Below are 24,275 nucleotides of genomic sequence, written 5' to 3' on the forward strand. Positions count from 1 at the left end.
CACTCCGATGCGATTGCCGGCCAGCGCGCCTCAGCGGGCGAACTGGTAGTGGATGGACTCGGTGTCGGGGTCGGTGAGCGGGCTGCCGTTCCACAGCCAGTCGTAGGACACGTCGGATTCGCCGTCGAAGCGCCGTAGCTTCTCGTCCCGTTCGCGCTGTTCGGGACCGTCGGGCAGGTGGTAGAAGTCCATGTTCTGCAGCGAGGCGTCCTGGACCATGCCCGCGTGCTTGGCGCGCCGGTCCACGTAGCGGACCAGGGCACCGTCGATCCCGTCGCGCGTGACGCGGCCCAGCTCTTCGGCCAGCACCGCGGCGTCTTCCATCGCCTGGGACGCGCCTTGTGCCTGGTACGGCAGCATCGCGTGGCAGGCGTCGCCGAGCAGGGCGACCCGGCCGTCGACCCAGACCGGGTCACGGCGACGGCGGTACATCGCCCACACCGAGACGTCCTCGTCCTTCGCCTTCGCCAGCATCGTCGGAACCCGATCGTCCCAGTCGTGGTACTCCGCGGCGAGTTCGGCGGCGGTCGCCGGACCGCTCCAGTCCTTCTCCACCGTTTCGGTGCACGGCACGATCGCGACCACGTTGAGGTACTCCCCGCCGCGGATCATGTAGTGCACCAGGTGTTTGTTGGGGCCGTACCAGATCGTGGAGTGGTAGCGGTCGGACAGGAAGCGCGTGGCGGGATCCTGCGCGATCAGGTCGCCGGAGATCAGCGCCCGGTACGCCATCTCGCCGGAGAACGCGAGGGTGTCGTCGAAGCCGGCGAGATCGCGCACCGAAGACCGGATGCCGTCCGCCCCGATCACGAGGTCGCCGGTGAACCGGCGTCCGTCGGCGGCGATCACGGCGGGCCGGTCCGGCACCGTCCGGTCGAGGTCGACCACCCGCGCGCCGGTCGCCACCCGCACCACCGGACCGATCCCGTCGGGATCCAGGCAGGCGTCGAGCAGCACTCCGTGCAGGTCGGCGCGGTGGTAGTGCCAGTAGGGCGCGCCGTACTGGTCGGTCACCCGCCCGCCGAGCTCCAGCTGGGCGATGATGCTGCCGTCGGCCCAGCGACGGCGCACCTGGTCCTGCGGCTCGGTCCGCACCCGCTCCAGCCGGGCGCGCAGCCCGAGGCCGATGAGGATCCGGCTGGCGTTCGGCGCGGTCTGGATCCCCGCGCCGATCTCGCCCAGCGCCGGGGCGGCCTCGACCACGGTGACGCGCAACCCCCGCTGCCGCAGGGACAACGCGGCGCAGAGCCCACCGAGCCCGCCACCGACGACAACGACCTCAAACGACTGACTCGCGGCCATGCCCGCCTCCCGTCTTCGTCAACGCTTCCGCGCCGCTGAGCAACCTCCCGGCGCCGGGCACCGTGGGTTCGACGCCGAGTTCCGTCAGGATCCGGAACGTCGTGGCCGTCGCCGCCGACAGGACCGGGATCCCGATTTCGTCCTCCACCGGCTGGATCGCGGGCAGCGACGGCATCTGCACACAGGCGGACAGCACCAGGGTGTCCACATCGGACAGATTCAGCTTGCGATGGTGCTCGCGCAGCCCGGCGGGATCCAGCCGGGCCACGGCGAGGTTGTCCGGCACTTCCAGCGAAAGGGCGTCGGCGACCTCGAATCCGGCGTCCTCGATGTAGTCCGCCACCGCCTTGGTCAACGGCTTCAGGTACGGCGTGATGATCGCGACCTTGCGGGCGCCGAGCGCTTCGAGCCCGGACAGCAGCGCACCGGCACTGGAGACGACCGGCGCGTCACAACCCTCTTCACGCAGCACGCGCGTGATGTCGTCTTCGGCGGTGCAGTGGTAGCCGGGACCCTGGGCCATGATCGCCACGAGACACGCGGTTGCGACGACATCGGGCTTGGCGTCGGCGAGTTCGGCCGCCGCCCGTCCGGCCTGGGCGTTCATCGCCCGCAGCTGTTCGGGTTCGACGTGCCGCATCCGGGCCCTCGCGGAGTGGAAGACGAACCGGTCCCCCGGCTCGGCCTCCTCCCTGGCGCGCAGCATCCGCGGCAGCTCGGTCTCCATCGTGAGATTCGAGCTGGGGACGATCATCCCGATGTGGTGGTCGGTCATCGGCGGGCCGCCGGACGCATCTCGGCGACGGTCAGCTCGCCGTTGTCGACGATCAGTTCGTCGTCCAGGTAAAGGGAATTGCCGCGCATGGGGATGTCGAAGTGGCAAGGCGTGTCGTTCGGGCCGCCGAGCTCGTTGTTGGGGCCGATGGAGAACATGACGTTGCCGTAGAAACTCCGCAGCTCCATGCCCATCCCACCGGGGAACTGGGTCAGGCCGTGCCAGTGCGCGCGCTCGTCGAGGCCCCAGCCCACGTGGCTCATGCCGTAGCCGCGGGGATCGTCGAAACTCTCGATGTAGGAACGCAGCAGATCCGCGTCGAGCCCGGACGATCCGGCTCCGCCGCGGATGTCCCGGATGAAGCCCTGCTCGATGGTGATCTCGACCGGGGTCTGTACGTAGCTGTTGAACGGCAACAGAACGTCGCCCGGTGACAGCACGATCTTCCCGTCGACGCCGTCGTCGGCACCGCCGGTGAACACGAACGCCGCCGGCCAGTGGTCCCAGCGGCCGGGCGTGTCGGTGTAGCCGTATTCGGACAACGTCGGGTACACGCCGAGCTGATACGTGACGTCGGTACCCGCCGGGCTGGTGATGCGCATCGTGCCCGCCTTGGCCAGGAGTTCCGCGCCGATCTCCACGCGCTCGCGCAGTTCCTTCGTCGGCATGAGCCTGGCCAGCAGCTCGGGCGGTTCGACGGCGGTGAGGATCCGGGTGCCCGCGTCCTGGATGGCGAACTGTTCCTTGCTGAACAACAGGAACGTGCAGTCGACCACCATGTCGACGCTCTTGAGCGCCTCCACCGCCAACGGGATGTTCCCGAGCCCCGAGTCGCCCACCGCCCACGCGCCCGCCGCGCTGACCGGCGAGGGCAGCCGCATGTGGTAGGCCGAAGCGCCGAGCTGCTGCGCGGCCCACAAGAAGGCGTCGGCGTACTCCGCCCGCTCACCGCCGCGGGTCAGCACCACCACGGTCTCGCCCTCGTGCACCCCCGAGAACGTCAGCTGGCGCAAACAGATGTCGTTGAACAGGTTCCGGTCCATCGCCGACCACCTCCATATTGATCCGAGCACGTACTATCCGGGTACGCAAGACCGGGCTTCATACGAACACGTACTATCCGGATACGCAAGAGGTGACTGCGGACAGATCTCGGCGGCCTTCCCGTGAGCGACCGTCCGGACACGTAGGATCACCGCGGGGGCCCGGGCAGCGGGTTGGAGCCGACAAGGAGTAGCGATGGGTGAAGCGGCGCGTACGGGCAGGCTCAAGGGCGACACGCCGGCCGTCACTCCCGCGCCACCCTCCGACCTGCTGGCGGCCCCCGGCTACGGCGCCCGGCGGCTGTACCAGGCCTACCTCGCCGCGTGGAACCGTCACGTGGACCCGGTACTGACCGGCCCGCAGTTCGCGGTCCTGTCCGCGGTCCGCGCCTACCCCGGAAGCGACCAGAGTTCGCTGGCCGGCGCGGTCGCCCTCGACACCTCGACGATGGCCGACCTGTGCCGCAGGCTGGAGCGGCGAGGGCTCATCCGCCGCGTCGAATCCCCGCACGACGCGCGGCGCAAACTGCTTTCGCTCACCGACGAGGGCAAGTCGGTCTTGAGCCAGGTCAACCGCCGCGCCCGGCGACTGGACAAGGCGCTCCTCGACGGCGACGACGACATCGACATGGCCGCGCTGCTCAACGCCCTCGGCGCGCGCTGGGAGCGGATCGCCGAGGTCGACAAACTGCGCTGACTGTCGGCCGCCGCTTGCGTGCCGAGCCGTTGCCTCGCTGCGCCCAATGTGGCATTGGGGACGCCCACCGTCTCCAATGCCACATTGGGCGCACACCAACGCCGCATCAGACGCAGCGAAAGCCCCCTTCGGTCCAGCCGTAGAGCACGCCACTTTGCCCCATCTTTCGAAATTGAGGGGTTTGGCCGTCCACAAGGGACACTTTCCGAGGGTGAATGCCCGATTTGACCGCTTTAAGCTCGGGGTGTGAGTGATTTTTTTGGGGGGGGGGCGGACGGGTCGGCCGTGGGGTGAAGGCTCCCTTCGCCGCGTCTGATGCGATGAAGGGAGCCTTCACCCCCGGTCACTCATCCGCATCGCCAGTCCGGACTCACGCCGCAGAGCTCACTTGCCTTACTTCGAGTACTGGTCGTAGTGCAGCACCGCGTCGAGCGGAAGACGTTCCCGCCAGCCGTGCCGTTCCAGATCGGGCACCGTCGGCAGATCGCGCACCGGGCCGACGCACAGCCACGCCACCGGGCGCACGTGTTCGGGCAACGCCACCAGTTCGCGCAAGTACTCTTCGCGGTAGAAGCTGACCCAGCCGACGCCGAGCCCTTCGGCGGTCGCCGCCAGCCAGAGGTTCTGGATGGCCAGGCACACCGAGTACAGACCGGCGTCGGCGATCGCGTGCCGCCCCAGGACATCCGGCGCACCGCGCGACGGGTCGTAGCCGACCACGATGCCCGCGGAAGACGCCACGATCCCTTCGATCTTGATCGGCGCGAAGACACGGGCCCTCTCGGCATCCAGCCCGCCTTCGAACACTTCGCGTTCGGCGAGCACGTGTTCACGGAACTTCTTGCGAAGGTCCATATCGGACACGACGACGAAATCCCATGGCTGGGAGAGGCCGACGCTCGGTGCCGCGTGCGCCGCGCTCAGTACGCGACGCAGTACCTCCGCCGGAATCGGCTCTCCGGTGAACTCACCCCTCGTGTCCCGGCGGCGGAAGATGGTCTCGTACAACGAACGGTCGTCTGCGTCACGCTTCATGAGCCCGATCGTGCCTGACCGGCTCCCGCGGGGATCGAGCGGTCGATCTCCCCACCGGACGTCCACCTCGTACCCACCCGCCGCCCACCGGTGCGCCGCACGGTGTTGTTCAGGCCGGTCACCCCCGGCCTGGATCACAACATCAAGGGAGACAACACATGTCCGAATACGACATCGTCCGCTACTGGAAGGACGAGGGCTACCGGGCCGCGGTCGGCGGCAACATCCTGCCCGCGAACCCGGCCGGGATCGTCGAGCTCACCGACGAGGCGCTCGACTCGCTCGTCGCCGGTGCGGGCGCCGAGATGGTGCTGGGCTCGTGCCTGTTCGTCAGCTGCTTCAACCAGCCGAAGCCGGACGCCGAACAGGCCTGATCGAGAACCGGCCTCGGGCGGCGTACGGGCCGGAGCATCGAACCCCGTACGCCGCCCGAGGCCGACCGACTTCCGGGGAGGACGTCATGGCCGAGTCGATCGACCAACGGGAGCAGCCGCCGATCTTCCGGGCCCAGGCGGTGGCCCACCACCGGCGGGGCCGGGACGAGAAGGGCGAACCACCCGAACTCCCGGCTCCGGCCCTGCGACGGCTGTGGGTCCTGCTCGCCGCGTTGGCCGCGGCCCTGCTGACCGGCGCCGCGACGGTACCCGTCACGGTGTACCGGCAAGGCGACGCGATCGCGGTGACCGGCGTCGAGGAGCCGGTCGTGGTCGTGCTGCCGATGTCCGGCGCGGCAGAGCCGGCGGAGAACGCGGAGGTCGTGCTCCGGGAAGGCACCGTGCGCGGGCGGGTGGTCGAGCGGTTCAGCGGCCTTTCCCGTGCCGGCCTCACGGCCCGGTTCGGGATACCGGCGGCCGATGACCTGCCGGAGCCCGCGGTCGCAGCCGTGGTGCGGCTCGACGGCGCGACCATCCGGCCCGGCGGCCGTTACCCCGCCTGGATCGAGGTGGGCACCGCCCCCTTGCTCGCACGGCTCACCGGGCGAACCGATGAGTGAACCGAAACGGCGCCGGCTCCGCCGCCGGGTACCGGTCGTCCGGCAGTTGACCACCACGGAGTGCGGGGCCGCCTGCCTCGCCATGATGCTCGGCTTCTTCGGCCGGTCCACCCGGGTTTCCGAATGCCGCGAACTGTTCGGCGTGACACGGGACGGGATCACCGCGCGGTCGCTGGTGCGGGCCGCGCGGGCCTTCGGGCTGAGCGTCAAGGCCTTCTCCGTCGAGCTCACCGGATTCGCCCGGCTCGATCTGCCGGTGGTCGCGCACTGGTCGTTCAACCATTTCGTCGTGGTCGAGAAGCGGCGGAGGAACGGCTACCTGATCATCGATCCCGCGAGCGGCAGACGTCTGATCGACGACGCCGAGTTCGCCCGCGAGTTCACCGGGGTGGCGCTGGCGATGACGCCGGGGCCGTCGTTCTCCCGGCGCAGTCGTGACCGGTCCGCGGTTTCGGTGTACCTGCGGCAGGTGCTGCGGCTGCCGGGCTGGCGGCCCCTGCTCGCCCAGGTTTTGGTGGTGTCACTGGTCGTCCAGCTGCTGGTCCTCGCGATCCCCGCGGTGACCAAGGTGCTCGTCGACCACGTGATCCCCCTGCACGTCACCGATGTGCTGCAGGTCGTCGTCGCCGGGATCGTGCTCGTGGTGGTGACCGACCTCGTCGCGGGATACCTGCGGGCGTCCATCCTGATCCACCTGCAAAGCCGGTTCGACACCCGGATCATGCTCGGGCTCTTCGGCCATCTGCTGAGTCTCCCCTACGGTTTCTTCGCGCAGCGGACCAGCGGCGACCTCCTGCTCCGGTTGAGCAGTTCGGGGATGATCCGGGAAATGCTCACCAGCCAGACCCTGTCGGTCCTGCTCGACGGCGGGTTCGTGCTGGTCTTCCTGGCGGTGCTCTTCACCGCGAGCCCCCTGTTCGGCTCGCTGGCGCTGGCGATCGGCGCCGTCCAGGTGCTCACGCTGCTGCTCGCCGCGCGGCCGTTGCGTGAGCTGACCCAGCGATATCTGGTCGCGCAGGCCGATTCGCAGAGTTTCGGCGTCCAGGTGATCAGGGGTATCGGCTCGCTCAAGGCCTCCGGCTCCGAGGGCCAGATCCTCGACTACTGGTCCTCGCTCTTCCTCGAAGAACTGCGAGCCTCGCTTCGCCGGAACCGGCTCACGGCGGTCGTGAACACCGTGCTGCACGCGTTGCGGACCTTCGCTCCCTTGGTGCTCCTCAGTGTCGGGGCGGTGAGCGTGCTCGACGGCTCGATGCGCTTGGGCACCATGCTGGCGTTGAACGGCGTCGCCGTCGCCTTCCTGTCCCCGCTGGCGTCCTTGGTGACGACGGGGCAACAACTCCACCTGGCCGGCGTGCACTTCCGCCGGATCGTCGACGTGATCGAAGCGACGCCCGAACCCGACGACGCGCCCGTCTCGGACACGGCGTTGACGGGCAGGCTGGAGTTGTCCGGGGTTTCGTTCTCCTACGACCCGCACGGGCCACGGGTGCTGGAAGACCTGTCGTTCGCCGTCGAACCGGGGCAGAAGGTCGCGCTGGTGGGCCGGACCGGTGCCAGCAAGAGCACCTTGGCGATGCTGATGCTCGGGCTGTACCGGCCCACCAGTGGCGTGGTCCGCTACGACGGACGCCCGCTGGAGGAGCTCAACCTGCGGCAGGTGCGCAGCCAGTTCGGGGTCGTACTGCAGGAACCGTTCCTGTTCAACGGTTCCATCAAGGCGAACATCTCGCTCAACGATCCGGGGATGAGCCTGGAACGTGTCGTCGAGGCTGCCTCGCTCGCCGGGATCCGGGACGACATCGAACGGATGCCGATGCGGTACGACACGCTGCTCGGCGAGGGTGGCGGCGGGCTTTCCGGCGGGCAGCGGCAGCGGCTGGCACTGGCCCGCGCGCTGGCCACCTCGCCGGCGTTCCTGTTGCTGGACGAGGCGACCAGCCATCTGGACCTGGCGACCGAAGCCCTCGTCGACGCCAACCTGAGCGCGTTGCCGTGCACGCGGATCGTCATCGCGCACCGCCTCAGCACGGTGCGGAACGCCGATCTGATCCTGGTGCTGGAGCACGGGCGGATCGTCGAACGCGGACGGCATGAGGAACTGCTGGAACTCGGCGGGCGCTACGCGGATCTCGTCCGCACTCAGCTCGCGCCCACGGCTTGAGCCTCGGAGAGCAGGCCGAGGCTCCGGACTGCCGCTTCGCCACGGGCCACCGGGGCCACGACGAACTCGTCGGCCCCGGTCGCGTCCGCCAGTTCCGCCAGCCCCTCGGCAGCGGTGGCGGGCGCGCCGGCGATCAGGGTCAGGGGAAGACGACGGGCCCTGCCGAGATGCGGATGCGCCGCGGCCGCTTCGGGCGACCGCAACAGCAACGGCGGCACGCCCGCCAGCATCTCCAGCATCCGGAGCCGGTGCGGATCGGCCAGCCGGTCCGCCTCGGCGTCGGTGTCCGCGACGAGCACATTGACCGAGACGAGGACGTACGGCGCGGTCAACCCGGCCGAGGGGACGAAGGAGTCGCGGTACACCCGCAGCGGTTCGAAGGAACCACCGGACGTGCGGAGGTGGTACGCGAACGCGAACGGGACACCGAGTTCGCCCGCCAGCCGCGCCCCCCGCTCCCCCGAGCCGAGCAGCACGACACCGGGCATGCTGGTCGGCACCGGAGTCGCCGCGAAGTGGTCCCAAATCCCTTCGCGGGATCGCGGATCGCCGAGCAGGCCGAGCACGTCCCGCACCTGGCGGGGGAAATCGGCGTCGTCCGGACGTCGTAACGCGGCCGCCGTGGCCGGGTCGGTGCCCGGCGCGCGGCCGATGCCCAGGTCGATCCGGCCGGGGTGCAACGCTTCGAGCATGGCGAACTGTTCGGCGACGACGAGCGGTGAGTGGTTGGGCAGCATCACGCCACCCGAACCGACCCTGATCCGCCGGGTGACGGCGGCGAGATGGGCGATCAGCACCGGCGGCGAGGTGGCCGCGACACTGCGCATGTTGTGGTGTTCGGCCACCCAGAAACGCCGGTAGCCGAACTCGTCGGCGCACCGCGCGAGAGCGGTGGTCTCGGCCAGCACGCCGGCACTGGTGGACTCGGTGCCGAGGACGGCGAGATCGAGTACGGACAACGGGATCGTCATGACGGTGGCTCCAGGGTGAGGATCGACGGCACCCGCGCGGGGTCCGCGGCTCGCAGCAGGCCGTGGCCGATGCCGGCGAGCCCGGTCAGCAGGCCGGGTGTCTCGGCGTGATTCGGGACGCCGCACAGCCAGCCGGTGGTTTCGATGTCCTTCAGCACGGCGGCCCTCCGCTCCCCCGCCGTGGCGTGCCCGGCGGCTGTCAGCAGGTCGAGGGCGCCGAGATCGCCGTGGCACAGCGAATGGTTCGCGCCCGTGCCCGCGGCGGCCGTGGTGTCCGCGGCCTGGGCGATCTCGACCCTGGTCTCGGGTCCGCGCAACGCGGCGGGCAACGCCAGCCGTCCCAGGCCGATCCCGACCGCGCCGTGACACCACGCGGTCATGGGCGCTCGTCCGCCGTCCTCACGCAGATCCGGCCAGTTCCCGGAAGCGGTGTCGTACAAGGCGCGTTCGTGCGCGAGGGCAGCGGACGCCGCGTCGGCGAACCGGACGTCGCCGGTCGTCTCGGCGACGACGGCCAAGGCCCAGCCGATCCCGGCGGAGCCGTGCGCGAAGCCGGTGAGCGGCCGGGGCCCGAGCGGGGTCACCCAGCCCAGGGTCCGCCGGGCGTCGTCCGCCTGCGCGGTCGCCAGCAGATGGTCGCCGCAGTGCCGCATGATCGCGAGCAGCCCGGGGTCCGGCCGATGCCGATACAACCCGCCGAGCACACCCGCCAGACCGGCGGAGCCACCGAGCACGTCCAGCTGGTCGTCTTCGTCGATCGATCCGTCCAGCCGGAAGGCCAGCTCGACGGCTTCGTCGAGCAGATCCGGCCGTCGCCAGAGGACGCCGAGGTGGGTTAGCAGGTGGATCGTGCCGCCCCAACCCGAGTACGCCCCGACCTGCCGGGACGGCAGTTCCGGGCGGCCGAGCCGGAACCGCACCGACGCGAGCGCTCCTTCCGCCAGCCTGGTGTGGCGGTCTTGGCCGGTGACGTCGCCGAGATACGCGAGGAACAGCGCGATCCCGGAGAGTCCGCCGTACAGATCCGCCCCGAGCGGGGTCAGATCCCAATACCGTTCTTGGAAGGCGGTCAGCCCGAGCCAGGAAACACCGTGGTCGTGCCGGATCGCGAGCTTCTCCAGCCGGTCGCCGACGGCCTGGGCGGCCGCCCGGTGATTCCCGGTCTCCCTGGGACGCGGACGGCCGCCGTGCGGTGGCCGGACCGGCCCGGCGGCGGGATCCCCGACGCTCAGCGCACTGAGCGAGCCTCGGATGATCCAGCTCTGCCATTCGAGGTCCGCCTCGGAGAGCTTCGCGATCCGCGCCCTGACCCGGTCGAGTCCGGAACGATCGAGCAGGCCCGGAATCCGCCCTCCCTCGCTGTCGTAGACGTCGCGCGACGACGGCCGGGTCACGAACATCGGGACGTCACCGCGCCACAGATCCGCCCGTTCGGCCGCGATCACCGCGCCCGGGAGGCCGGAGTGTTCGGCGGACACCCAGAGTTTGTCGAAGAACCGATCGCGGTCCAGGCCGTCCCGCAGCAGATCGGGATGAGTGCTTTCGCGCAGCAGCAGGCTGTAGACATGGGTCGGGCGCAGGATCACCCGGATCTCGTCGACGGCGAACCGGTCCAGCCTCCCGCCCGCGGTCACCAACGCGCCGCGTTCGGCGGCGAGCGCGCGATAGACGTCGCGGAATCCGCCGAGCAGATCCTCGACGTGGTCGAGCACCGAGATTTCGGCTCCACGCAACGTCGGGCGGTTGTGCCCGCCGCCGACCTTCATCCGCTTGCGCTCGACGTGCATCTCGTCGGTCCCCGCGGCCGCCCAGTACGGCGAAGCGCGAGGTGTCAGCTGATCTTCTCGATTGCCGAGACCGGAGATGTCGACACCGGGTGCCCCGTCGTGTCCCCATGCGCGTTGCGGCAGCAGGCCGACCCGCAGTACCGAGTCCAGCGCCACCTGCTTGGCGGCGTCCTCGGGCTCCGCCGTGACCAGCCGCGAAAGATCCGGCTGGAACAGCGATTCGAGGTCGACCACCACCGGCTGCCCGCCCGCGGCGATGAGGTTCTCGTGGTGCAGATCCGTGCCGCCCAGCGCGTACATCAGGGCCAGCTGCCCGCCGAGGCGCCGGTAGAACATCGCCACCTCACGCTCGTGGAGGCAGGGCCTCTGCTCCACGAACTCGGTCCAGCCGTACTCGCCCCGGTCGAGTACCGCGAAGGTGGGCAGATCCAGCCCGGCGACCCTGGCGTTCAGCCAGTCGACCAGCTGGTGGAAATGCCGGTCGATCGCCAGCGACTTCGGCTTGTAGACCAGCCGGTGCCCGCCGGTGAACGAGGCGATGAGCACCGCCCGCCCGCCTCGGTGCCGATCGCCGACGTGGCCCTCCACGCGGCTCAAGAGCCCCGGCTCGGCCGACGGGAAGAGCGACTCCTTGAGCAGAGACCAATCCGCGGTGAGCCTGCGCAGGAATTCCAGCAGTACCACGGTCCGTCGTTCGACATGTTCGCTGAGGAGCCTGCCGAGTACCGGGTACTCGGTGAACAGCGCGTCGATCGTGGCCGGTTCACGCAGGTCCCGGAGGAACGCGCGATAACGGTCTGCCGGGCTCTCGCCGTCCAAGTCTCCGCGCAGCCGGGCGACGTTGAGTTCGAGGACCGACGTCCGCTCGACGAGGGCGGCGACACCGAGTTCGACATTGGTACGCACCAGATGGGCGGCGCTGCCCGGATCCACCGGACCACCCTCCGCGGACAGCCGGGTCAGCTCTGCCGTGACCTGTACTCGGGCCTTGCGCAGCAACGGTTCCGCGAGCACCACGAAGCCGCGCGGTTCCGTGTCGTCGCGGTGACTCTCGTCGGCGTACACCCCCAGATCCGCCAGCCACGACGGACTCGGGGAGCGATCGCGCAGGGCGGACTCGTCTTCGCCGAGCAACGCTTCCAGTCCCGCTTCGGTGATCCCGTCCAGTTCCAGCCGACGGCCGAACCAGTCTCCCCGGTCGAACGGCCGCTGCTCCCGCCAGCGGACGAGCCTGCGCCGCGCCTGCTCGCCGCCGTTCCCGGCGCCGTCCACCGGCAGCCTCTCGGCGAGGGAAAGCGCGCGATACCAAGAGGAATCGTCGAGTCTCACCGGTCAGTCTCCGTTCTTCTCGGTGGTTGCGGTGACCACGCTGAGGCCAGGCGGTCGGCATCGGGTGTGCGGCCGGTCGGCACCGGGTGTGCGGACACGGCCGGGCAGGACGCGCAGCGCGGCGGGCGACCGGTCGTCCGGCAGACAGACGGCGTAATCGCGCAGCAGGTCGTGCATCGCGTACCGGCCGGGGGCGACGACGTCGAGCATGTTCGCCGCGGCGAGCTGGGAGAGGGCGCGCCGCGCCGCGCGGAGTCCGAGCCCGGCGATCGCGACGGTCTTCCCGACGTCGAGCTCCGTCCCGGCTCGCCCGGCCGCCCGGAACACCCGGGCCGCGTCGAACGGAAGCCGTCGGTAGGACCAGGAAAGACCTTCGCGCACCGACGCGTACGGATCACCCGCCACCTCAAGCAATTCGAGCCGGTCCTCCGGTTCGGCGAGGGCGTCGACGAGTTCGCGCAGCGCGGTGTCCGGCTCGGCGGTGGCGACTTCCGCGGCGATCCGGAGCGCCAGCGGAAGCCGGGCGCACAGTTCGGCCAACGCGGACACCGAACGCGGATCCGCGTCGGCCCGGTCGCCGATCAGGGCGCGCAGGAGTGCGATCGCGTCGGCGAGCGGCAGACGGCCGACGCCGACGCGGCGCGCACCGTGCAGGGCGACCAGGCCGGCCAGCGAGTCCCTGCTCGTCGTCACCACCGTGCACGACGGGGTGCCCGGCAGCAACGGCCGGACCTGCCCGGCCCAACCCGCGTTGTCCAGCACGAGGAGGAGACGACGGCCGGCGACCTCGGTACGGAAGCGGGCGGCCTGGTCGTCGAGTCCGACGGGGATCTCCCGTTCGCTCAACCCCAGTGCGCCGAGGAACCCGGACAACGCGGCTCCCGGCGGCACCGGGCGGCCGGGGCCGTGGCCGCCGAGGTCCACGTACAGCTGCCCGTCCGGAAAGCGTTCCCGGGCGAGGTGGGCCCAGCGGAGGGCCAACGCGGTCTTGCCGACGCCGGCGGTCCCCGAAACCACGGCCGTCCCCGCGGCGGCGGTGACCCGGCCGAGTTCGGAGAGTTCGGCTTCGCGCCCCTGGAAATCGCGGATCTCGGCGGGCAGCTGAGCGGGTACCGGCGCGCGGGTGATCGCCGGAGGATCCTTTTTCGGTGCCGGTGCCGGAGCCGGTCCGGCGAGGACGAGACGATGTGCCCGCCGAAGACTCGAGCTCGGTTCGACACCGAGCTCCGTCACCAGCGCACGCCGGATCCGTTGGTACACCGCGAGAGCGTCGGCCTGCCGGTCGCAGCCGTGCAGTGCCAGCATCAGCTGCGCCCACAACCGTTCCCGCAAAGGATGTCTGCGCACCAAGGGTTGCAGCTCGGTGACGAGTTCCGGGGTGGCACCCCTCCGCAGTTCGGCGTCGACCCGGTCTTCGAACAGGGCGAGCCGTAGTTCCTCGAGGCGGGCCGCCTCCGCACGGCAGGTCTCCCCTTCGAGGCCGTCGAGAGCCGGCCCGCGCCAGCAGGACAACGCCTCGCGCAACAGGGCCGCCGCCCGGCTCGCGTCCGTTTTCGCGATCACCGCCAGCTCCTCGACCCGGTCCAGATCGCGTTCACCGGGGCGGACCTGCAGCAGGTATCCCGGCGCCCTGGTCAACAGCCGCTCGTCGCGCCCGACCCCCAGTGTCCGGCGCAGCATGGCGACGCAGCCCTTCAACAGACCGCGGGCGGACGAGGGCGCACCGGCGCCCCACAGCTCGTCGATCAACCGGTCGGCCGACACGACCGAGTTGGCGTTGAGCAGGAGGAGCGCGAGCAAGGTCCGCTGCTGTGGTCCCCCGAGGGGCAGCCGCGCGCCGTCGTCCCAGACCTCCAATGGCCCCAGAATCCTGAATATCATCCCGTTCTCAGCTCGTTCCCCGTGTCCCCCGCCGGGTTACCCGCCAACCGGATACCGGCTCTTTCCGTTCCTTTCCCTTGCGATAAAAGGAATTCTTACCGGCCGACTATTGGAAAATGTTGTGATTGTGTTGTGGCGACCGAAATACCGGCTCTACCATTCTTCCGGGCGGGAGGATTGTGAGGGGATCACGTGGATTTCCGGTTACTGGGGCCGGTCCGGCTGCAGGTGCGCGGGCAGAACGTCGCCATCGGCGAGCCGCGCAGGCAGGCCGTGCTCGCCGTGCTGTTGCTCGAAGCGGGCCGAACCGTCGGCGTCGATCTGCTGATAGACCGGGTCTGGGGAGAGTCACCGCCCGGACAGGTGCGCCGTTCCCTGCAGGCGCACATCACGCGGATCCGGCGCGCGCTGGAACAGGCCGATCCCGGTGGCGCGCGGGTGGCCAGGGATCCCGGTGGCTACCGCCTCGTCGCCCGGCCCGAACAGGTCGACGTCTTCCGGTTCCGGCGCCTGCTCCGCGAGCACCCGACCGACGTCAGCAGGCTGAGCGCGGCACTCGAACTCTGGGAGGGTGAACCACTGGCCGGGCTGCGCGGCGATTGGGCCGAACGCACCCGCCGCACGCTCCGTCAGGAGTACACGGCGGCGATCGTCGCGTGGGCCGACGCCAAGATCCGTGACGGCGACGCGGCGGCGACGCTCACCCGCCTGACCGAACTCACCGACGAGAATCCGTTGCAGGAGCCCGCCGCGGCGGCGTTGATGCGGGCGCTGTACGCCGTGGGCCGCGGCGCCGACGCGCTCACCCACTACGAACGGATTCTTCGCGCACTGCGTGAAGAACTGGGCGCGGATCCCGGGCCGGAACTCGCCGCCGTGCACGAGGCCGTACTCCGCCATGACCTGCCGACGGCGAGCGCGGCGCCTGCTCCCGTGCCCGCCCAGCTGCCCGCCGACGTCGCGGCGTTCACCGGCCGGGCCGACGTGCTGGCCGAGCTGGACCGGTTCCTCGCCGACGGCACCGGCGAAGAACCGGTCCTCGTCTGCCTCACCGGTACGGCCGGGGCGGGCAAGACCGCGACCGCCGTGCACTGGGGCCACCGGGTCCGGGACCGCTTTCCTGACGGACAGCTGTACCTGGATCTGTGCGGCTACGCCCCCGGCGAGCCGATGCCCTCGTCCGACGCGCTGGCCGCCCTCCTGTCCGCGCTGCTGCCCGAAGGCACGCGGATGCCGCCAGGGCAGGCGGAACGCGCCGCCCGGTTCCGCACCGAGGTGGCGAGCAGGCGGATGCTCGTCCTGCTGGACAACGCGGCGACGCTCGAACAGATCCGGCCCCTGCTCCCCGGCACGCACACCTGCGCCGTGGTGGTCACCAGCCGCGACTCACTCGCCGGGCTGGTCGCGCTCCACGGCGCCCACCGGGTCGACGTCGACCGGTTGTCCGAAGCCGACGCGGCCGACCTGCTCCGGCGGCTGATCGGCACCCGGGTCGACACCGAACCCGAGGCCACCGCCGAACTGGCCGAACGATGTGTCCGGCTGCCGCTCACCCTGCGCCTGGCGGCCGAACTCGCCGTGTCCCGGCCCGCCACCCCGCTGTCCCGGCTGGTCGGCGAACTGCGGGCCGCCCAGCAGACGTTGAAGCTGCTCAGTTCCGGCGGTGATCAGCGGGCCGCGGTGCGGGCGGTGTTCTCGTGGTCGCTGCGACAGCTCAGCGAAGACACGATCCGCGCCTTCGCCCTCCTCGGCAGGCATCCGGCGCCTGTGTTCGACTCGTACGCCCTGGCCGCGTTGACCGGCCACTCCTTCGACGAGGCCCGGGCCGTGCTGGACGCCCTCGTCCGCGCGCATCTGGTCCACCCCACCGGTGACGACCGCTACGGCATGCACGACCTGCTGAAGGCGTACGCCGCGGAGATCGAGAGCGACGAGCCCGCGGCGCTGGACCGGGTCTACGGCTACTACCTCGCCACCATCGCGGCGGCGATGGATCGCCTCTACCCCGCCGAAGCGAACCGACGGCCCTCGGTCGCCTCGCCGGAGTGCGCGATGCCCGCGCTCGACGACGCCGACAGCGCCCGGGACTGGCTGGACGCCGAACTGCCGACCGTCCAGGCGCTGGCCACGGCCGGGAGACCCGAACACGCCGTGACACTGTCCGCGCTGCTGTTCCGCTACCTCGACGGACATCACGAGACGGCGGCGCTGGCCGTCCACGGGCACGCCATCAAGGCCGCCCGCGCCATCGGTGACCGCGCCGCCGAAGCGGACGCGCTGGTCGCCGCCGGCGGCCTCCACATGCAAGCGGGCAGAGCCGTGTCGGCCGCCGCGGACATGTGGGCGGCGTACGCCTTGTTCGGCGAGGCCGGGAATCCGCTCGGCCAGGCACGCGCACTGGGAAACGTCGGAATGATCGAGGAAAGCGCCGGATACTACCGGCAGGCCGCCGATTACTACACCCGCGCGCTGGCCCTGTTCCACCGTCTCGGCGACCTGACCGGTCAGGCTCATCAGCTCACCCGGCTGGGCACCGTCGAAGCCCGGATCGACCGCCGGGAAGAGGGATACGAGCACCTTCGGCAGGCGATGGCCCTGCATCAGGAGGCGGGCCACCGTTTCGGCGAGGCCTGGGTGAAGATCGGCCTGGGGGAACTCGCCGCGAACGAAGGCGGGCTCGCCGATTCCTGCCGCCTGCACGCCGAAGCCGCGGCCTTGTTCGGCAGGCTCGGCCATCGGGGCAGCGAGGCGTGGGCCATCGACGGGCTCGGACGGGCCGAAGCGCTGGACGGCCGTCCGGTCGACGCGGCCGCCCACCACCGTCAGGCGCTCGACCTGTTCCGGCGGCACGGTGGCCGCGACGGCGAATCCTGGGCACTCAACGGACTCGGCGAAGCCTGTCTGGCCTGCGGCTACCCGGACACGGCCGGCGCGAACCACGCCGAGGCCCTGGACGTGGCGACGCGGTACGGCTGCCACGAGCAGGTCGCGCGCGCCCACCGGGGGCTCGCGCGGGTCGCCTCGGATCCGGAAACCGTCCGCGACCACTACGAACGCGCGATCGCCCGGTACGCCGAGCTGGGCCTTCCCGCCGCGGAGTGCACCAGGACGGAACTCGCGGAGCTTTCCTTGTCCTGTTGAAGGGTGGGCACGAAGTCAAACGTGCCGCCTTCGTGGGCTAAAGGGTCCCTTCGCCGCATCTGATGCGACGAAGGGAGCCTTCAGCCCGGTCGAAACCGCTCCCGGCCGACGATCAGGGGACTTCGTAGAACTTGTCGTAGTGGCCCGGCGCGTAATAGAACTTGCCCTTGTCGTCCATGACGATGCGATCCGGCTTCGGCCGCTGGTTCTCCGGCAACGGTTTCCCGTTGAAGTCCGTGTACTGGTCGGCGTCCCGGATGGGTTTGTTGTCGTACCGCGGCGTCGGGTGGACGTCGAATTCGTAGTACTTGCCGTCGTACGGTTTCGTCGGCTTCCCGTCCGGGCCGAACGGCTGATCGGCGTGGTTCTTGCCGTCGCTCGTCTTGCCGTTGTGCGGCAACCGGCCCTCGTTCCCGAGCTTGCCGCCCGCCTGGCCGTGGTTCCCGTAGATCCTGCCGCCCCAGGTCGAACCGGGACCGGGGGTCGGCTTGTTCCCCAAGCCCAGCGAGTTGAGCTTGTTGTCGTCCACGCCGTTGTGCCAGGCGCCGAACTGGCCGCTGTCCTTGTGGTCGCGGATCCACTGTTTCATCTTGATCGCCGCGTCCTTCTGCGCCTGGGTCAGCTCGTCGAACTTCCCGAGGTTCGGGGAAAGCCCGGGCGGCTGCTCGGGTTGCGGTTTGGAATTCTTCCCCTTGCCACCGCCCCCGCCGCGCGTTCCGCTGTAGTCGCCGCCGCCCGGTTTCGGGCCGCGGGGTTTCCCCGCCGGGCCGGTCTTGCCCGTGTCGATCTTGCGGAGTGCCTTCTCCGCCTCGGCGAAGATGTTCTTCGCCTTCTTCATCAACGGCGCGAGCGCGCTCATCGCCTTGACCAGTTTGGTGACGACGGTGGCGATCTTGGAGGCGGTCTTCGCGATCGCGGCGGTGACCTGGGGCAGCACCCAGGTCATCCCGAGGCCGAGCGTCGCCAGCACCTGCAGGGCCCAGCTGATCAGCCTGCCGATCAGTTCGGCGATGGTGTCACGGACCAGGGTGCGGACCGCGGTGACCACCTCCCCGCCGATCTTGGTGCCGGACGCCGCGCCGCCTGCGGCCTGCTGGCAGGCGCCGATCAGCGCCGCGACGTCCGCTCCCCGCGTGCGATAGGCGTCGCCCGCGGCACCGGCCCAGTTCGCGGTTTCGGCGACGACCATCGCGTCCAGGTCGGCACTGATCGAGCCGAGTTCGACGGCCACGTTCTGCCAGGTTTCGGCGTGCGCGGCGATCTCGTCCGGTGCTCCGGCGAGGGCGTCGAGCGCCTCCTTCAGCGGTCCGACGTGCTCCATCAGCCAGCCGACCCCGGCGGCGAGGATGGTGCCGAACGGATCGAGGGCGGCGGACACGGCGTCCATGGCGGTGCCGACCGCGCCGACGGCGACGGACGCCCAGTCACCGCTTTCGATGGACGCCTTGAGCTCGGTCGCGGATTCGAGCAAGGGAACGCCGGACACCGCGGTGGTGGAATCCTTCGGTGTGGCGACGAGCGGGTTGGTCATCGCTGCGCCTTCTCCTTCGGCGTCGCCGGGATCGCGGCCTCGTACTGCTTGAACATCTCGACACCGGCGGTGTCCTGCTCGGTGTAGGACCGTTCGGCCGTGCGCAGGTTCGCGGCGGTCGCCTTCACGCCGTCGATCGCGGCCTTGATCGAGTCGATCGTCTTCTCCTCCGCCGGATTGATGAACGGCGGGACGAACGCGCAGATCAGACCGTAGGCCTCGTCCGACATGGCCGCGGTGTTCGCCGCCGACAGCACGGTGCCCAACCGCTCGGCGATCCCGTCGACAGTGGCCGCGTGCTTGCCGATTTCGGCCGGTACGACCTGAAAACTCATCTGCCATCCCTTCGAGGGGCCGGAGCGTCAACGCGGACACGATGCCAGCCGCCCGCCGCCCGTGTCCGCGCTCTGTGCGGACAGACAACGTTCCTTGCCCTAAAGGGCACGATCCACTGTGGACACACGTTGTCCGTCGGCGAGGAACGGCGTCAGCAGGCGGAGCAATTCGCCAGGCTTGTCCAGCGGGATGATGTGGCCGCAGTCCGGCAGCAGATGGGCGGTGAGGTCGTCGGTGACGGGACGCAGTTGCCGTTCCAGCGCACGGCCGACGGGATGCGCGCCGATCGCCATCGTGGGCACGGCGAGACGGCGCGTCGCGACCGCCTCACCGATCTGGCGCGCGCTGACCGGCATGGCGCGATAGTGGGAAAAGGCGCAGCGCAGGGCTTCCCCACCGGTGTAGGCGTCGACGAAGGCGTCGCGGATCTCCGGCGCCACACCACGCCCGAGGGTGCCCGAGGCGAGAAACCAGTCGATGTACTCCGCCTCGTGTCCGATAAGGACGGTTTCGCCCAGCCCGGGAACGGCGTGGAAGCCGAACCACCACGGCGGGCCACCGGCGAGGAAGTCCTCGGCGCCGGGCAGCGAGCCCAACAGCGACTCCATCAGGACGAGCCGCCGCACCAGCTCCGGCCGCCGCAGGGCGAGCAGGAAGGCGACCGGCGTGCCGGCGTCGATGGCGACCACCGCCGCGCTGGGTTCGCCGAGCGCGTCGAGAAGGCTCTCGATGTCCGAGGCCAGCGTGCTCGCGTCGTAGCCTTCGGCGGCTCGGGTGCTGTCGCCGAACCCGCGCAGATCCGGGGCGATGACCCGGTGGTGCTCGGAGAGCGGGCCGATGATCTCGCTCCAGAGCCGCCAGGTGTGCGGGAAGCCGTGCAGCAGGAGAACCGCGGGCCCGCTGCCCGCGACGGCCACGTTGACCCGGATGCCGTTGACGGTGATCCGCCGTGATGAGGGCACGTCGCCTCCGATGTGGTTACCATTGGTTACCAGAAAACCGTAGGTAACTTCGGCGATGCCGCCAAGACGGCACTTTCGACACAGGTGGTGAGCTCCAGGTGACCCCACGGCGCGGTGATCTCTTCGACCCCGAATGCCCCACTCGCCGTCTGCTGGACCGCATCGGGACGAAATGGACGTCGATGGCGGTCAAGGTCCTCGCGGAGGCGGCTCCGCACGAGGTGCGGTTCGCCGAGCTGCGGCGCCGGATCCCCGGGGTGTCCCAGAAGATGCTGTCGGTGACCTTGCACAGCCTGGTCCGCGACGGCCTCGTCGTCCGCCGGGTGGAGCCCACCGTGCCGCCCCGGGTGCACTACGGGCTGACCGACCTCGGTTTGTCACTGGACGTCCCGCTGGCGGCGCTCCGGGACTGGGCCGAAGAGCACATGTCACGGATCGACGAGGCGAACGCGGTCAGCGACGCCGCGAGGAAGAGTTCCGCCACCGGAATGGAGTAACGTGCTCCGGTGCGACGTGCGCGAAGGGAGACGACACTGTCTCGGGAAACGGCTCGGATCTGGTTGCCCGAGCGGCGCCGAAGCGGCTTGAGCCTCGCGTTCGCGCTGCTCGTCGCCGCGCTGGCGATCGCGTTCGGCGACGACGTGCTCTCACTCGCCTCGGTGGACGGCGGCGTCCTGGTTCTTCTCGCCTACCTCATCGGCTATCTCGTCGTGACGGTGGCCGCGTTCGGCGCGGCGACCTCGGAGCAGATCCAGGACTGGGCGTGCCGGGAGAGCCGCGGCACGTTCGTGCAGCGCTACGTCTTCGGGACGGCGCCAGGGCCGGGAGTGTCGATCTTCATCGCCGCGGCCGCGCTCGCGGTGGCGGTCGTGTGGATGCCCGGTCTGGGCGGCGAGAGCCTGCCCGCGGGCATGCGCGTGGGAGTGGCGGTGGCCCTGGTCGTCGTCGCGTGGATCTGTGTGCTCGTGTCCTTCGCTATCGCCTACCACGCGGACAACGTGGTCGAAGAGGGCAAGGCGATGCGGTTCCCCGACGACGGAATCGCCGAGTGGTCCGACTACATCTACTTCGCGGTGTCCGTGATGACGACGTTCGGCACGACCGACGTGGACGTCGTCTCCCGCGAGATGCGCAGGACGGTGACGACGCACGCGATCATCGCCTTCGTGTTCAACACCGTCACCGTGGCGGCGGTCGTATCCGCCTTGAACAGCGGCTGAAATCCGGGCTCAGCCGAGCCGGAGCAGGATCGGGCTGCCGGTGACGGTGACATCGGCACCGGGCTCGACCGGCGTCCCGGTCCCGTCGAGCCCTTCGACCGATGTGGTGCCCGGCGCCGACGGGATCCGTTCGGAACGGTCGATGGTCCACCAGATCAGGAAGTTCCGGCCGCCCTGGTCGAAGCGGCATTGCCAAAGATGGTCGGGCAGCCCGGCTTCGCGCCCTTGCCCGCAGGAATGGATTCGGCTGCCCTTCAACCACTCGTTCAGGCGTTCCACGTGTCGCGCCGCCTTCGTATGCGGACCGCCGACGGGTTGCAGCACGATCGGGATCTTCGCGCTGCCCCAGTTGTAGAAGTACATCCGGCGGTATTGCGCGTACAGCCCGGAGAGGAAGAACCGGGCCGCGTGCTGCGCTCCCCGATCGGCGTCCACGGGTTGCTGCCTGTTCACGTCGTAGGCCGAACCGGTGCTCCACAGCCGGACGCCGGCGCCGGCCTCCTGCAGTGCCTTCTCGATCTCCCGAGCCAACGGCAGCATCGTCTCCGGCGGGTCGGAGTCGTTGCGGGGAGCCAGTTTCACCGCGGCGGCGGCGCAATGGTCGTAGCCGCCGAGCCGGGCGAACTGTCGCAGCTTCTCGAACGCCGAAGGATCCCAGAGCTCGCCCATGGACGGGCACACCACGGTGGCAGCCGGGTCGGCGGACTTGATCGCCCGGCTCGCCAGCCGCGTCATCTCCACCAATTCGGGCATCGAACCGGAGAAGAAGTCCTGATGATTGGCCAGATCCCACAGTTCGTAGGCGTCGATCCGGCCCCGGTACTGCTCGGCGACGGCACGCACGAACCGTTCCCAGTCCGCGAGGTCGTCGGGCGGGCCGGTGCGGGAGTCGTCGGTGTAGACGGACTTCGGGCTGTTCGGGCTCGCCCAGGACGGGGTGCCGCCGAAGGTCAGCGTCACCGGGAGCCCGGCCCCTCGAGCGCCGGTCACGAGCCGTTCGAGCGTCTTCCAGTCGTAACTGCCGCGCGCGGGCTCCAGGTTCTGCCACCGGGTGCGGGTGTTCCACAACCGGACCGACCCGACGCCGAACGACGGCATCTGCCCGGTGTTGGAGTTCGCCGTCACCCCGACGAACTCCGGCTCGATCGCGCGGGGCGCGTTCGTCCACATCGACGCCTGGACGGCGGGGGTCGTGTCGAGCACCGGCCGGTCCGGCGGATACGCCATGGCTCCTCCGGCGAGCAGGACGACCCCGAGGACCGCGGCCAGCGCGACCTTGGTGAGCGGCCGCCTCCGCTCGGGCACGACCACCTCGGCGTCCGGGATGTCGGTGTCCGGGCCGGGGCTGTCCCGGACCGTGGCGTCGCCCAGGTCCGCGCGCTCCCACGCCCGGTACAGCTTCGCGAGTTCCTCCCGGCTCGCGCCGCAGGTCGTCGCGATCGCCTCGATCGGCGCGAACGTCGCGGGAACGTTCCGGCCCGTGCAGTAGCGATGCACGGTCGACCGGCTCGAATGCACCTTGCGTCCGAGCTGTTCGTAGCTCAGCCCGCTCCGCTGTTTGTGCTCGGTGAGAAGTGCCGCCAACCTGGCAGCCGCCTCGCTCACCATCCCGCTGAGCCCCCTCCGCTCCACGTGCCAGACCGGTTCTCAGTGTCCCATCGCCGGCCTTTCGCCGCGCGAATTCGGAAGATCACGTCTCCCGCCCCGGCGTCGCCGCAGGTCAGCGGGCTGATTCCATCCCAGCCTCCCATTCCGCGCGGTTTCGCTTGCCACGATGCGCCGCGGCGGAGAGCGTGGACCCGGCAGCAGATCCGGCCATGGGGAGGAATCGGAAATGGAACCGCACAGGACGACGGCGTCCGGAGGGAAGTCGCGCCTGCGGCTGGGCGCACTGGCGGGCGCGCTGCTGATGGCGGTGGCGACCGGAGTTCCGGCCGCCGCCGCGTCCGCGCCGTCGAAGCTCACCACCCGGGCGACCTTCAACACCCCGGGTGGCGGCCAGATCGTCGAACACCTCGAAAAGCTGATCCGGGGCGCGCCGGAGAACTCGACGATCAGGACCGCGCAATACCTTCTGCGGGACGCGCCGATCACGGACGCGCTCGGGGACGCCGCGGAACGCGGGGTGCACGTCCAGGTCCTGGTCAACGGGAAGGCGACGGACCATCCGAACTACAAGGAGATGAAGAACCGGCTCGAAAAGACCGGCGACAAGAACTCGTGGGCGAAGCACTGCAAGAGCGGCCGAGGCTGCAACGGCGGCAACGCGATGCACAACAAGTTCTTCCTGTTCGACCGGACGCTGGACGCGACCGCGGTGGTCGCGACCGGCTCGGCCAACTTCAGCGAGAACACAACGGGCGGCAAGGGCGGCTGGAACAGCTACTACACCGACGTCGGCAACGCCGGTCTGTTCGCCAGGTACAACGACTACTTCGCCGACTTGCGCAGGGTCGCGGACGGGGCCACGGCGAACCCCGACTACTACGAAGCCAACCCGCCCGTCGTCACCGGTGACACCAAGAGCTACTTCTATCCGAGGCTCAAGGACGCGGGCAACGACACCGTCGAGAACTCCTTGAAGGAGGTCGGCTGCTCGAAGGAGAAGAGCAAGATCCGCATCGGGGTCTGGTCACTCACCCGGATGAAGATCATCGAACGGCTGCGCATCCTGGCCGCCCAGGGTTGCTCGGTGGACATCGTCGCCTTGCGGATGACCGAGGGCTCGTGCGAGGCGCTGATGAAGGGGAAGCCGGATCGAGTGCGCCTTCGCGGGTTCAAAGCCGGGAACGAGGCCGGTATCCACGAGAAGAACATGATGATCGAGGGCGACTACCTGAAGCCGGGCACCAAGGTCGTCTTCACCGGAAGCCAGAACTTCAACAACCCGTCGTTGCACGAGAACGACGAGAACGTCGTCCGGGTGTTGAACAACAAGGCGATCTACCAGAGCTTCGTGACGAACTTCGAGCAGGTGGCCGACGCCACCGACCAGGAGATCAAGTCGTCAGGGGACTGCGTGAAGATGGTGCCGCCCAACGATCCCGCCCCGACCGAGGGGTGACGACCGCGCTGGCGCCGCCCTTGCTCGCTGAAGTACATGAAGG

The 24,275-nt window shown here is 69.9% G+C and carries 18 protein-coding genes and 2 pseudogenes; 9 read left to right on the plus strand and 11 right to left on the minus strand.

The genetic code is table 11. The features are described from left to right. Positions 1-30 precede the first annotated feature (30 nt). Genes AMK34_RS08300 through AMK34_RS08310 form a run of 3 tightly spaced genes read right to left on the minus strand, consistent with a single transcriptional unit; the run spans position 31 to position 3,120 of the window. Positions 31-1,302 (minus strand): FAD-dependent monooxygenase, encoded by a 1,272-nt coding sequence (locus tag AMK34_RS08300; RefSeq protein WP_073844092.1) that lies wholly within the window; start codon positions 1,300-1,302, stop codon positions 31-33. Next, positions 1,280-2,077, minus strand: a complete 798-nt coding sequence (locus tag AMK34_RS08305; RefSeq protein WP_073844093.1) for a maleate cis-trans isomerase family protein — start codon at positions 2,075-2,077, stop codon at positions 1,280-1,282. The genes AMK34_RS08300 and AMK34_RS08305 overlap by 23 nt, the downstream gene beginning before the upstream one ends. Then, entirely contained in the window at positions 2,074-3,120 is a 1,047-nt protein-coding gene (locus AMK34_RS08310) for a leucyl aminopeptidase (RefSeq protein ID WP_038512165.1), read from the minus strand. Before AMK34_RS08310 ends, AMK34_RS08305 begins: the two co-directional genes overlap by 4 nt. A gap of 196 nt (positions 3,121-3,316) precedes the next feature. Here AMK34_RS08310 and AMK34_RS08315 point away from each other — a divergent pair, with 196 nt between their 5' ends. Beyond that, a complete protein-coding gene (locus AMK34_RS08315) occupies positions 3,317-3,817 on the plus strand; it encodes a MarR family winged helix-turn-helix transcriptional regulator (protein WP_038512162.1) in 501 nt (166 codons plus the stop codon). 393 nt (positions 3,818-4,210) lie between these two features. On the opposite strand, the gene bluB is transcribed toward AMK34_RS08315, so the two are convergent. Then, positions 4,211-4,852 carry a 5,6-dimethylbenzimidazole synthase gene (bluB, locus tag AMK34_RS08320; RefSeq protein ID WP_038512159.1) on the minus strand — a complete coding sequence of 214 codons (642 nt, stop codon included), beginning with the start codon at positions 4,850-4,852 and terminating at the stop codon, positions 4,211-4,213. 158 nt (positions 4,853-5,010) lie between these two features. Between bluB and AMK34_RS08325 the strand changes: the two genes are divergently transcribed. The 4 genes and pseudogenes from AMK34_RS08325 to AMK34_RS43930 form a co-directional block, all read left to right on the plus strand. Continuing rightward, the gene (locus AMK34_RS08325; RefSeq protein ID WP_051972459.1) at positions 5,011-5,226 is read left to right on the plus strand and encodes a mersacidin/lichenicidin family type 2 lantibiotic; all 216 of its coding nucleotides are present in this window, start codon (positions 5,011-5,013) and stop codon (positions 5,224-5,226) included. A gap of 86 nt (positions 5,227-5,312) precedes the next feature. Continuing rightward, the gene (locus tag AMK34_RS08330; protein ID WP_073844094.1) at positions 5,313-5,846 is read left to right on the plus strand and encodes a hypothetical protein; all 534 of its coding nucleotides are present in this window, start codon (positions 5,313-5,315) and stop codon (positions 5,844-5,846) included. Further along, a pseudogene (locus AMK34_RS43925) lies at positions 5,839-7,143 on the plus strand (cysteine peptidase family C39 domain-containing protein); the annotation flags it as partial. The gene AMK34_RS08330 and the pseudogene AMK34_RS43925, both read left to right, overlap by 8 nt. 243 nt (positions 7,144-7,386) lie before the next feature. Beyond that, positions 7,387-7,798, plus strand: a pseudogene (locus AMK34_RS43930) (ATP-binding cassette domain-containing protein); the annotation flags it as partial. Positions 7,799-7,988: 190 nt separating this feature from the next. On the opposite strand, the gene AMK34_RS08340 reads toward AMK34_RS43930, so the two are convergent. From AMK34_RS08340 to AMK34_RS08350, 3 genes are read right to left on the minus strand one after another with little or no spacing between them, the layout of a single operon-like run. Next, entirely contained in the window at positions 7,989-8,981 is a 993-nt protein-coding gene (locus AMK34_RS08340) for an LLM class flavin-dependent oxidoreductase (RefSeq protein WP_073844098.1), read from the minus strand. Then, positions 8,978-12,097, minus strand: coding sequence for a type 2 lanthipeptide synthetase LanM family protein (locus AMK34_RS08345; protein ID WP_073844100.1), 3,120 nt, complete (start codon positions 12,095-12,097; stop codon positions 8,978-8,980). The genes AMK34_RS08340 and AMK34_RS08345 overlap by 4 nt, the downstream gene beginning before the upstream one ends. Positions 12,098-12,100: 3 nt before the next feature. Beyond that, positions 12,101-13,978, minus strand: a complete 1,878-nt coding sequence (locus AMK34_RS08350) for an AfsR/SARP family transcriptional regulator (RefSeq protein WP_083649785.1) — start codon at positions 13,976-13,978, stop codon at positions 12,101-12,103. 192 nt (positions 13,979-14,170) lie between these two features. Between AMK34_RS08350 and AMK34_RS08355 the strand changes: the two genes are divergently transcribed. Continuing rightward, positions 14,171-17,119, plus strand: a complete 2,949-nt coding sequence (locus AMK34_RS08355; RefSeq protein WP_073844104.1) for an AfsR/SARP family transcriptional regulator — start codon at positions 14,171-14,173, stop codon at positions 17,117-17,119. Positions 17,120-17,231: 112 nt separating this feature from the next. Here AMK34_RS08355 and AMK34_RS43840 read toward each other — a convergent pair whose 3' ends face one another. From AMK34_RS43840 to AMK34_RS08370, 3 genes are all read right to left on the minus strand, one after another. Next, complete coding sequence (locus AMK34_RS43840; protein ID WP_073844106.1) at positions 17,232-18,650, minus strand: WXG100 family type VII secretion target; 1,419 nt, start codon at positions 18,648-18,650, stop codon at positions 17,232-17,234. Further along, a complete protein-coding gene (locus AMK34_RS08365) occupies positions 18,647-18,985 on the minus strand; it encodes a type VII secretion target (protein ID WP_038512139.1) in 339 nt (112 codons plus the stop codon). The genes AMK34_RS43840 and AMK34_RS08365 overlap by 4 nt, the downstream gene beginning before the upstream one ends. A 99-nt stretch (positions 18,986-19,084) precedes the next feature. Next, positions 19,085-19,948: an alpha/beta fold hydrolase gene (locus AMK34_RS08370; RefSeq protein ID WP_083649786.1), complete on the minus strand. Its 864-nt coding sequence runs from the start codon at positions 19,946-19,948 to the stop codon at positions 19,085-19,087. Positions 19,949-20,046: 98 nt separating this feature from the next. Here AMK34_RS08370 and AMK34_RS08375 point away from each other — a divergent pair, with 98 nt between their 5' ends. Together AMK34_RS08375 and AMK34_RS08380 are read left to right on the plus strand one after the other, a co-directional pair. Further along, positions 20,047-20,445 (plus strand): winged helix-turn-helix transcriptional regulator, encoded by a 399-nt coding sequence (locus AMK34_RS08375; RefSeq protein WP_073844108.1) that lies wholly within the window; start codon positions 20,047-20,049, stop codon positions 20,443-20,445. Positions 20,446-20,454: 9 nt separating this feature from the next. Beyond that, entirely contained in the window at positions 20,455-21,168 is a 714-nt protein-coding gene (locus tag AMK34_RS08380; RefSeq protein ID WP_073844110.1) for a DUF1345 domain-containing protein, read from the plus strand. A gap of 9 nt (positions 21,169-21,177) precedes the next feature. Here the strand turns inward: AMK34_RS08380 and AMK34_RS08385 are convergent, their stop codons facing one another. Beyond that, complete coding sequence (locus tag AMK34_RS08385) at positions 21,178-22,752, minus strand: helix-turn-helix domain-containing protein (RefSeq protein WP_158073278.1); 1,575 nt, start codon at positions 22,750-22,752, stop codon at positions 21,178-21,180. Positions 22,753-23,002: 250 nt separating this feature from the next. Here AMK34_RS08385 and AMK34_RS08390 point away from each other — a divergent pair, with 250 nt between their 5' ends. Beyond that, positions 23,003-24,232 carry a phospholipase D-like domain-containing protein gene (locus AMK34_RS08390; RefSeq protein ID WP_073844112.1) on the plus strand — a complete coding sequence of 410 codons (1,230 nt, stop codon included), beginning with the start codon at positions 23,003-23,005 and terminating at the stop codon, positions 24,230-24,232. The last annotated feature ends 43 nt before the right edge of the window (positions 24,233-24,275 follow it).

This window comes from Amycolatopsis sp. CB00013, assembly GCF_001905755.1.
Taxonomy (GTDB): Bacteria; Actinomycetota; Actinomycetes; order Mycobacteriales; family Pseudonocardiaceae; genus Amycolatopsis; species Amycolatopsis japonica.

Coding starts and splice junctions, on each gene's coding strand:
- AMK34_RS08300 (WP_073844092.1), bottom strand. CDS start 1,302: ATGGCCGCGAGTCAGTCGTTTGAGGTCGTTGTCGTCGGTGGCGGGCTC.
- AMK34_RS08305 (WP_073844093.1), bottom strand. CDS start 2,077: ATGACCGACCACCACATCGGGATGATCGTCCCCAGCTCGAATCTCACG.
- AMK34_RS08310 (WP_038512165.1), bottom strand. CDS start 3,120: ATGGACCGGAACCTGTTCAACGACATCTGTTTGCGCCAGCTGACGTTC.
- AMK34_RS08315 (WP_038512162.1), top strand. CDS start 3,317: ATGGGTGAAGCGGCGCGTACGGGCAGGCTCAAGGGCGACACGCCGGCC.
- bluB (WP_038512159.1), bottom strand. CDS start 4,852: ATGAAGCGTGACGCAGACGACCGTTCGTTGTACGAGACCATCTTCCGC.
- AMK34_RS08325 (WP_051972459.1), top strand. CDS start 5,011: ATGTCCGAATACGACATCGTCCGCTACTGGAAGGACGAGGGCTACCGG.
- AMK34_RS08330 (WP_073844094.1), top strand. CDS start 5,313: ATGGCCGAGTCGATCGACCAACGGGAGCAGCCGCCGATCTTCCGGGCC.
- AMK34_RS08340 (WP_073844098.1), bottom strand. CDS start 8,981: ATGACGATCCCGTTGTCCGTACTCGATCTCGCCGTCCTCGGCACCGAG.
- AMK34_RS08350 (WP_083649785.1), bottom strand. CDS start 13,978: ATGATATTCAGGATTCTGGGGCCATTGGAGGTCTGGGACGACGGCGCG.
- AMK34_RS43840 (WP_073844106.1), bottom strand. CDS start 18,650: ATGACCAACCCGCTCGTCGCCACACCGAAGGATTCCACCACCGCGGTG.
- AMK34_RS08365 (WP_038512139.1), bottom strand. CDS start 18,985: ATGAGTTTTCAGGTCGTACCGGCCGAAATCGGCAAGCACGCGGCCACT.
- AMK34_RS08390 (WP_073844112.1), top strand. CDS start 23,003: ATGGAACCGCACAGGACGACGGCGTCCGGAGGGAAGTCGCGCCTGCGG.